This is a genomic window from Pseudoalteromonas sp. SR45-5 (assembly GCF_014163565.1).
In the GTDB taxonomy this organism is placed as follows: domain Bacteria; phylum Pseudomonadota; class Gammaproteobacteria; order Enterobacterales; family Alteromonadaceae; genus Pseudoalteromonas; species Pseudoalteromonas distincta.
In genome coordinates this window covers 1-7,692 of record NZ_JACJDN010000136.1, presented here as the reverse complement: position 1 = coordinate 7,692, position 7,692 = coordinate 1, and the positions used below count along the sequence as shown (strand labels likewise).

Sequence of the window (7,692 nt, the reverse complement as noted above, 5' to 3'; positions counted from 1 at the left end):
GTTAAAAATATTTAATAAATTTTGAGGCAGAAAAACATGAATAACGTTCTTACTCTTACACATCGTTGGTGGTGGCGCCTGATATAGCGGGACGGTAATGATCTGTTTGTAATTTAGATATCGTTATTCAAACCCCGCATTGCAAAAGCACTGCGGGGTTTAATTTTTTGAGGGAATGAGGTTTGATTTTTAGTCATATAACTACCACACCAGGCGAAGTAACAAGCATTACGCAAGTACGCGACTATATTAGTAGCCCTCTTGCATTATACGCGGCACTTGATAAGCCTAACTCACTACTGCTTGAATCGGCTGAGATTGATTCTAAAGACAGTGTAAAAAGCTTAATTTTAGTTGATAGCGCCCTGCGCATTGTATGTAAGGGTAAAACGGTAACTGTTAGCGCACAATCTAATAACGGCAAGCAATTATTAAGCTACTTACAAGCAAATGTTAAGAGCTGTGATTCACAATTAAACGACACAACGCTTACACTTAACTACCAAGACACCAGCAGCGATATAGACGAAGCAAGTAAGCTTGTTGCCGATAACGCTTTCAGCGCTCTTCGTACCTGTATTAACAGTATTCAAAGCACTACCGAAAATCCGTTTTCGGTATTTTTAGGCGGTGTGTTTGCCTACGACATGGTGGCAAACTTTGAGCAATTAAGTGATGTACCTGATGGCGAAAACACCTGCCCAGATTACGTATTTTATTTAGCTGAAACGTTAGTTGTTATTGATCATCAAAAGCAAACAACCGAACTCATTGGTAATGTATTTAACGGCCCAGACGTACACGCTAACTGTTTTGAAGTAGGTAAAGAGCTTGAGCGCTTAAATACGCTTTGCGATAACGCTGCAGAATTTAGTGCGGATATGCAAAGTGGCAAATGTGAAGTAAGCGTTGATATAAGCGACGAAACGTATTGCGAGCAAGTTGTTAAGCTTAAAAAGAATATTGTTGATGGTGATATTTTTCAGGTAGTGCCGTCGCGTACATTTTCACTACCTTGCCCTGATTCTTTACATGCGTATAGCCAGCTTAAAAAGCAAAACCCAAGCCCTTACATGTTTTATATGCGCGATGAAGACTTTGCATTATTTGGCGCGTCTCCTGAGTCGGCCCTTAAGTACGACGTAAGTAATCAGCAAGTAGAAGTTTACCCAATTGCTGGTACTCGAGCGCGCGGCAAATTTGCTAACGGGCAAATAAACCCCGACTTAGACAGCCGCATTGAGCTGGAACTAAGAAACGATCAAAAAGAGCGCGCCGAGCATTTAATGCTTGTCGATTTAGCCCGTAACGACGTAGCCCGCATTAGTGTTGCAGGTACTCGTTTTGCCAAAGAGTTATTAAAAGTAGACCGCTATTCACAGGTAATGCATTTAGTTTCACGCGTTGTTGGCACACTAAAACCAGAACTTGATGCACTGCATGCTTACCAAGCGTGTATGAACATGGGCACCCTTGTTGGTGCACCAAAAGTACGTGCTGCTGAGCTTGTACGTCAAACAGAAGGTAAGCGCCGTGGCAGTTATGGCGGCGCTGTAGGTTACTTAACCGGTGATGGCGCAATGGATAGTTGTATTGTTATTCGCTCTGCTTTTGTTAAAAATAACATAGCCTACGTGCAAGCAGGTGCAGGTGTAGTGTTTGACTCAGATCCTATTTCAGAAGCAAACGAAACTCGCGCTAAAGCACAAGCGGTTATCACCGCCATAAAATCTACGTATAAGGCGGTATAAAATGAGTAAAGCGAATCCTATTAAAATCTATTTTTTAGATAACTTTGACTCATTTACATATAACTTAGTTGATGAGCTTACGATGCTTGGCTGCGAACTTGTTGTTTACAGAAACAACATTAGCGCTGAGGTTATTTTTAATAAAATGCGCCAAGAGCAAGGCCAAGTACTCTTAGTACTTTCGCCTGGCCCTGGCACACCAAGCGATGCAGGCTGTTTAATGGAGCTTATTGAGCTCTCTAAAGGCCACTTCCCAATGCTAGGCATTTGTTTAGGCCAACAAGCGTTAACACAAAGCTATGGCGGAGTAATCGGTCACGCGGGTGAAACCGTACATGGTAAGTCTTCAATTATTAATTTAGGCGAACATCCTGTATTTGATGGTATGGGCAATACAATGCCTGTAGCACGTTACCATTCATTAATGGCAACAAAAGTGCCTGGTAATATAAAGGTTATTGCCCAGTACGAAGATATCCCAATGGCTATTTATCATCATGATGACAATGCATTGGGTTATCAGTTTCATCCAGAATCAATACTGACGCCAAACGGCGCAATGCTACTTCAGCAAAGTGTCGCTTACTTAACACGCGCCAAATAAAAGAGGACATTATGAGTACACAACCAGAACAACCCATAAATGTTCAACACGCGATTGAACAACTAATTACAGGGCAATCATTAAGCTACGCAGACGCCAAAGCACTGTTTGATGAAATAATGCAAGGTAACATGAGCGAGATTGAGCTAACCGCCCTACTAATAAGCCTTAAAATTAAAGGCGAAGTAAGCGATGAAATAGCAGGTGCTGCAGCCTCAATGCGCGAAAACGCTGTTGCTTTTACTACCAGCAGTACACAACTTGCTGATAGCTGTGGCACTGGCGGTGATGGCTCAAACACAATTAATATAAGCACAACAGCAGCCATAGTTGCCGCTGCTGCCGGTATTAACATGGTAAAACATGGTAATCGCAGTGTATCGAGTAATTCAGGCTCTGCCGACTTACTAAAAGCGCTGGGAATTAATATAGATATGAGCCCAGAGCAGGCAGCAAAATGCCTTGAGCAAACCAATTTTACCTTTTTGTTTGCACCGCACTATCACAGTGGCGTACGCCATGCGATGGGCGTGCGTACAGCGCTTAAAACACGCACTATTTTTAATATTTTAGGCCCGCTTGCTAACCCAGCAGTACCTGATGTGCAATTGTTAGGTGTGTACAACGAAGCGTTATGTATGCCAATGGCACAAACACTTAAAACCCTTGGCACAAAGCGCGCTATGATTGTTCACGGCTCGGGCACTGACGAAATAGCTCTACACGGTCCAACAACGGTAGTTGAGCTGAATAATGGCGAGCTTACACAGTACACACTAAACCCAAGCGACTTTGACCTTGCAAACTATTCACTTGAACAACTCGCTGGTGAAGGCCCACAATACAACGCAAATGCTAGCCTTGCCATCTTACAAGGCAAAGGCACAGATGCACATAATGCTGCCATTGTGGTTAACGTAGCTGCCCTTTTATACCTAACAGGTAAAGCAGAAACGTTAAAAGAAGGGGCAAAGCAAGTACAAACATTATTAAGTTCAGGGCAAGCCATGAACACACTAAATGCAATTATTGAGGTAAGTAATGGCTAATGTATTAGACAAAATTGTTGCTGATAAAAAATTAGAACTAATTGAGCGTAAAGCCGCACGCCCGCTTGAAAGCTTTAAACACCTTGCAGTGCCTACAAGCCGTAGTTTTTACAAAGCATTAGCCGCCCCAGGCACACAGTTTATTTTAGAGTGTAAAAAAGCATCGCCTTCAAAAGGGCTAATTAGAGAGCCATTTGATTTAACCGAAATCACATCGGTTTATAAAAAATACGCCACCTGCATGAGCGTGTTAACTGATGCTAAATATTTTCAAGGCAGTTTTGACTATCTTGAATTTGTGCGCAGCCAAGTAGAACAACCGCTTATCTGTAAAGACTTTTTTATAGATGAGTACCAAGTGTATATGGCGCGTATTTATGGCGGTGACGCTATATTACTGATGCTTTCAGTACTCGATGACGAAAGCTATAAAGCACTGCACGCAGTTGCCGATTCTCTGAATATGTCGGTATTAACCGAAGTAAGTAATGAAGAAGAAGTACACCGTGCACTTGCGCTTGATGCACAAATTATTGGTATTAATAACCGTGATTTACGCGATTTAAGCACCGATTTAGCCACTACCGAAAAGCTACGCAAACTTATTCCGGCTGATAAAGTGGTTATTTCGGAGTCGGGTATTTACACCCATCAAGACGTAAAACGTTTAGCTCCATTATGCGATGGTTTTTTAATTGGCAGCTCACTTATGGGCGAGCGTGATTTAGAGCAAGCATGTCGCCGTGTTATTTTAGGTGACAATAAAGTATGTGGTTTAACACGTACCAAAGATGCACAAGCGGCATATCAAAACGGTGCTATTTACGGGGGTTTGATTTTTCATCCTAAATCGCCACGCTATGTTGATTTAGATTGCGCAAAAGAGCTTAGCCAAAGTGCCCCGCTTAATTTTGTGGGTGTGTTTGTAGATGCCCCAATTGATCAAGTTGCTCAATACGCAAGTGTGCTAAAATTGGCGGCAGTTCAATTACATGGTCAAGAAAGTGACGATTACATCGCTCAGTTGCGTACACAGTTACCTACCGGCTGCGAGATTTGGAAAGCCCAAGCAATAAAAGATGCATTGCCAACGCCTGTAAATGGCGTTGACCGACACCTTTACGATACACACAGCGATACACAAGCTGGCGGTACAGGTAAAGCATTTGATTGGTCGGTGCTTCATGATGCAACCACTCCGTTTATGCTCGCTGGAGGCTTAAATCCAGACAATATTAAAGATGCGCTTTTTAAAGGTGCCTTAGGCCTTGATTTAAACTCAGGCGTTGAAGAATCTGCGGGTAAAAAGTGCCCTAACAAATTACATAATGCTTTTACAAGCATCAGAAATTATTGAGGTTAAAATGCAAAATCCAGCTTATTTTGGCGAGTTTGGCGGTATGTTTGTACCCGAGTTACTTGTCCCTGCGCTTAAGCAGTTAGAAAACGAATTTAACAAAGCACAAAAAGATCCTGAGTTTCAGGCTGAGCTAAGTAAATTATTAAACGAGTATGCGGGTCGTCCTACCCCACTTACTTTAACGCGCAATTTAGTTAAAAACCCAAAAGTAAAACTGTATCTAAAGCGTGAAGACTTATTACACGGCGGCGCACATAAAACCAACCAAGTACTTGGCCAAGCGTTACTTACTAAGCGCATGGGTAAAAAACAAGTAATTGCTGAAACAGGCGCAGGCCAACACGGCGTTGCAACCGCGCTTGCATGTGCATTACTGGGTCTAAAATGTCGAATTTATATGGGCGCAAAAGACGTTGAACGTCAGCAACCAAACGTATTTAGAATGAAGTTGATGGGCGCAGAGGTTATTCCGGTAACAGCGGGTTCTGGCACATTAAAAGATGCAGTAAATGAAGCCCTGCGTGACTGGTCAGCTAATTATCAAGACGCGCACTACCTACTAGGCACAGCTGCTGGTCCTCACCCATTCCCAACAATTGTACGTGAGTATCAAAAAGTTATTGGTGAAGAAGCTAAACAACAAGTACTTAAAGCCGAAGGTCGTTTACCTGACGCTGTAATTGCCTGTGTTGGTGGTGGTTCAAACGCAATTGGTATGTTCACCGACTTTATTGACGAGCCAGGCGTTAAATTAATTGGTGTTGAGCCTGCTGGGAAAGGGCTTGATACAAATGAGCACGGTGCAACAATTTGTAAAGGCACTAAAGGTATATTACACGGTACTTACACGTACATTATGCAAAACGACGATGGCCAAATTGAAGAGTCTTACTCTGTATCAGCGGGTCTTGATTACCCTGCGGTTGGTCCTCAGCACGCATTTTTACACGAAACCGGTCGAGCGCAATACGTGGGTATCACAGATACAGAAGCGCTTGATGCGTTTCAATCACTTGCTAAAAACGAAGGGATCATTCCGGCGCTTGAATCAAGCCATGCGCTTGCTTATGCACTTAAGTATGCAGAAGAGCAAACCGAGGAAAGCGTTTTAGTTATTAATTTAAGTGGTCGTGGCGATAAAGATTTAGCACACGTTCACAATGTACTATCTGAAAGAGGTCAGCTATGAGCCAAGTAAAAACGGATCGTTACGGCAAAATGTTTGCAGCGCTTAACGAGAAAAAACAAGGTGCGTTTGTACCATTTGTAACAATTGGCGACCCAGGTAAAGAGCAAAGTGTTGCGATTATAAAAAGCCTAATTGACGGCGGCGCTGATGCACTTGAGCTTGGTATTCCGTTTTCTGATCCGATTGCGGATGGCCCTGTAATTCAAAAAGCTAATATTCGCGCACTTGATGTGCACATTAACACGCAAGATTGCTTTGATGTTATTAAAGAGATACGCGAGTATAACGCCGATATTCCAATTGGATTATTGCTTTACTCAAACCTAGTTTTTAAGCGCGGCATAGAAGCATTTTATAAAGATGCAAAAGCGGTAGGTGTAGACTCTATTTTAGTGGCTGACGTGCCTCTGCATGAATCTAAAATATTTAGAAAGTCAGCAATGGATAACGGTGTAGACCCAATTTTTATTGCCACACCTAATGCAGATGACGACACTCTTCGCCAATGCGCCTCTTACGGTCGTGGTTATACGTATTTACTATCGCGCGCTGGTGTTACCGGTACCGATACAAAAGCACAAATGCCAGCGGGTAATATTGTTACTAAATTAAAAGAATACCATGCAGCTCCTGCTCTTTTAGGATTTGGTATTTCAACGCCAGATGATGTAAAAGCGGCACTTAATGCAGGCGCAGCAGGTGCTATTTCAGGCTCTGCTGTAGTTAAAATTATTGAAGCTAACCTTAACGATTTAGACGCAATGACAACACAGTTAAAAGCATTTGTTAGTGAAATGAAAGCCGCAACCGCATTATAAAAAGTGTAATTTACGCATTAAAAAAGGGCAATTAAATGCCCTTTTTTGTTTTTTAAAAGCAAATTAGTGAGCTTGGTGTTTACCCTCTAAAATCTCTTCAATAAATTTAGCATTAAATGCTTCTAAATCAGCTGGGCTTCGGCTTGTTACCAAACCTTGGTCTACACATACTTCTTGGTCAACCCAATTAGCACCTGCATTAATTAAATCGCTTTTAATACTAGGAAAAGAAGTAATGGTACGGTCGCGCAATTTATTAATTTCAGCTAATAACCACGGTGCGTGGCAAATAGCAGCAACGGGTTTGTTTTTTTCTGCGCCAAAAAAGCCATCAATAAATGCTTTAGCATCTTTATCTTGGCGTAAACTGTCTGGATTAAATAAACCACCAGGAAGCATAAGCGCGTCGTAATCAGCAGGATCCGCGTTTGTAACTAGTTTATCTACTGTTACTTTATCGCCCCACTTGTCTTCATCCCAGCCAGTAATTTGGCCTTCTTTAATTGATACTATTTCGATGTTTGCACCAGCATCAAGTAATGCGCTGCGTGGAGATAAAAGCTCACTTTGCTCAAACCCATCAGTGGCTAAAATTGCGATTTTTTTGCCTTGTAAACGTGTGCTTGTTTGTAATGTACTCATTGAGATCTCCTTATTTTCTTAAAAGGTATATTTAAAATACACAATCAAAAAAGCACGATGCGTGCCGACAACAAGTAATTGAAAATAAAGGAGTTAATTTAAGTAGGATTTATAATGCCATGTAAATCATTTAGAAGGGATGAAAAAACTACATAGATCAGACATAGCTTTGCTACTTGGTGATTTAAATACAGAAGCTTCGCTTCTCGCGTGAGCAAGCCCAACGCCTACAACTAACGCTCGCCATTATGTTTATTTTGTAGACGCACAACTTGTTGG

General features: G+C 41.9%; 7 protein-coding genes. 6 read left to right on the top strand and 1 reads right to left on the bottom strand.

Features of this window, described 5'->3' with window-relative positions; all coding sequences use genetic code 11:
* The first annotated feature begins 182 nt into the window (after positions 1-182).
* The 6 genes from H5072_RS07325 to trpA are packed head-to-tail and all read left to right on the top strand — an operon-like array spanning position 183 to position 6,771.
* On the top strand, positions 183-1,751 hold the full coding sequence (locus H5072_RS07325) for an anthranilate synthase component 1 (protein WP_182693135.1): 1,569 nt from the start codon (positions 183-185) through the stop codon (positions 1,749-1,751).
* 1 nt (position 1,752) lies between these two features.
* Positions 1,753-2,355, top strand: a complete 603-nt coding sequence (locus H5072_RS07320) for an aminodeoxychorismate/anthranilate synthase component II (protein WP_182194407.1) — start codon at positions 1,753-1,755, stop codon at positions 2,353-2,355.
* 11 nt (positions 2,356-2,366) lie between these two features.
* Positions 2,367-3,404, top strand: a complete 1,038-nt coding sequence (gene trpD, locus H5072_RS07315; RefSeq protein WP_182693134.1) for an anthranilate phosphoribosyltransferase — start codon at positions 2,367-2,369, stop codon at positions 3,402-3,404.
* Positions 3,397-4,761, top strand: coding sequence for a bifunctional indole-3-glycerol-phosphate synthase TrpC/phosphoribosylanthranilate isomerase TrpF (gene trpCF / locus H5072_RS07310; RefSeq protein ID WP_002961581.1), 1,365 nt, complete (start codon positions 3,397-3,399; stop codon positions 4,759-4,761). Before trpD ends, trpCF begins: the two co-directional genes overlap by 8 nt.
* 7 nt (positions 4,762-4,768) lie before the next feature.
* Positions 4,769-5,953: a tryptophan synthase subunit beta gene (trpB, locus tag H5072_RS07305; protein WP_002961582.1), complete on the top strand. Its 1,185-nt coding sequence runs from the start codon at positions 4,769-4,771 to the stop codon at positions 5,951-5,953.
* Entirely contained in the window at positions 5,950-6,771 is an 822-nt protein-coding gene (gene trpA, locus H5072_RS07300; protein WP_024595006.1) for a tryptophan synthase subunit alpha, read from the top strand. Before trpB ends, trpA begins: the two co-directional genes overlap by 4 nt.
* 63 nt (positions 6,772-6,834) lie before the next feature.
* Here trpA and H5072_RS07295 read toward each other — a convergent pair whose 3' ends face one another.
* Entirely contained in the window at positions 6,835-7,413 is a 579-nt protein-coding gene (locus H5072_RS07295; RefSeq protein ID WP_024595007.1) for a type 1 glutamine amidotransferase domain-containing protein, read from the bottom strand.
* Positions 7,414-7,692: the final 279 nt, after the last annotated feature.

Bases quoted from the DNA above. Each gene is read 5' to 3' on its own strand.
- H5072_RS07320 (WP_182194407.1), top strand. From the start codon at position 1,753: ATGAGTAAAGCGAATCCTATTAAAATCTATTTTTTAGATAACTTTGAC.
- trpD (WP_182693134.1), top strand. From the start codon at position 2,367: ATGAGTACACAACCAGAACAACCCATAAATGTTCAACACGCGATTGAA.
- trpCF (WP_002961581.1), top strand. From the start codon at position 3,397: ATGGCTAATGTATTAGACAAAATTGTTGCTGATAAAAAATTAGAACTA.
- trpB (WP_002961582.1), top strand. From the start codon at position 4,769: ATGCAAAATCCAGCTTATTTTGGCGAGTTTGGCGGTATGTTTGTACCC.
- trpA (WP_024595006.1), top strand. From the start codon at position 5,950: ATGAGCCAAGTAAAAACGGATCGTTACGGCAAAATGTTTGCAGCGCTT.
- H5072_RS07295 (WP_024595007.1), bottom strand. From the start codon at position 7,413: ATGAGTACATTACAAACAAGCACACGTTTACAAGGCAAAAAAATCGCA.